Annotated in this window: 1 protein-coding gene and 1 pseudogene; both read right to left on the minus strand. The window is 76.1% G+C overall.

The features are described from left to right. A pseudogene (locus NBW84_RS13880) lies at positions 1-256 on the minus strand (ATP-grasp domain-containing protein); the annotation flags it as partial. Continuing rightward, positions 253-1,389, minus strand: a 1,137-nt coding sequence (locus tag NBW84_RS13885; RefSeq protein WP_250285150.1) for a hypothetical protein, incomplete at its 5' end; no start/stop codon positions are given. The gene NBW84_RS13885 and the pseudogene NBW84_RS13880, both read right to left, overlap by 4 nt.

Consider the following 1,389-nt stretch of genomic DNA (forward strand, 5'->3'; position numbering starts at 1 on the left):
GTATAAGAGACAGGCCGAGGACCGTGCGCCTGGCCGCCACCTCGCGGGCCGTGCTGGCCAGCAGGTCGTGGTCGAAGACGTTGACCACGGTGATCTCGTCGAAGTAGCCGCGCTGCCAGGTGGGCCGGAGGTTGTTGATCAGTACCAGTCCGAGGCCCGCTTCCCGCGCCCGCGCGGCGGCCGATCGGACCAGGTACTCGCGGTAGAGCCGCAGCCCACTGCCGATCACCAGCAGCACGTTCCCGGAGCTGTTCATGCGTGTTCCTTCCGCGTCGACGATGAGCCCACGACGTTCTCGGCCGTGTTCCCGGCGGTCCCGGTGTCGGCCCCGGCGTTCTCGGTGATCTCGGCGTTCTCGGTGACCTGTGCGGCTATCCGCGCGGCGACCAGGGGCGCGGTGCGGAACCCGTCGCCGCCGGCGGCCGCGCACGCCCACACCGCCGGGCCGGGACGGACGAGACGGGCGCCGCCGGTGCCCGCGTCGACCAGGTAGTGGCACTGCCTGACCCGCCGCACGGTGTAGCGCTCCGGGCCGGTCAGGATCGACGCCACCAGCTGGTCGACGCCGACCGGCCAGGAGCCGGCGCCATCCGGCCAGGCGCCGGCGCCGTCGGAGCCGTCTGCGGCCCTGCCCGTGGGGCCGGCAGTGGCCCCGCCCGCGGCCCCGCCCGTGGGGCTGGCAGGGGGCCCGTCCGTGGGGCCGGCCACCGCGTCGGCCTCCCGGCACACCGCGCTGGAACTGACCTTCAGCAGCGTCCCTTCGCCCGGTGGCAGCAGCCAGGACCGCCCGTCGGCGCCGACCCGCCCCGCGCTGGGCGCGCGCTCCCACCAGCGCACCAGCTCCGCGGGCGGCGTGAGGTACACCATGGCCTGGCGGTAGAGCACCATCGGCAGGTCGACCAGCTCGCGCGACCACGGCCCCGCTGCGACGAAGACCAGGTCCGCGCCCAGCCGCTCGCCGCCGGCCAGCACGACCCGTCCCATCTCGGCGTCGACCGAGACGACCTCCCGCCCCGGCAGCACCGTCACCGCGGGGTGCGCGTCCAGCCACCGGGCCACGGCTGTCAGGACCCGGCAGGCCAGCAGCACACCGGCGTCGTGCTCGAGCACCCCCACCGCGCCGGCGGGGAACCTCAGGTGCGGCAGCTTCGCCGGCTCGACGAGCTCGACGGGCAGGCCGGCGCCGGCACCGGCCGCGGCCACCGCCTCGGCCTCGTCGGCGGGCCAGGCGGTCACCACGCCGACGCGGCGGTAGAGCCTGGCGCCCAGCAGCCGCTCCAGCGCCAGCCACTCGTGATGGGCGGCCGCGACCCGCCGGGTGGCGGCCCGGTCGGCGGGGTCGAGCGCCCGCATCGCCCGGTGCTGGTCGAACGAGCTGGACACCGGGTT

It is taken from the genome of Protofrankia sp. CiP1_Cm_nod2 (genome assembly GCF_920664355.1).
GTDB lineage: Bacteria > Actinomycetota > Actinomycetes > Frankiales > Frankiaceae > Protofrankia.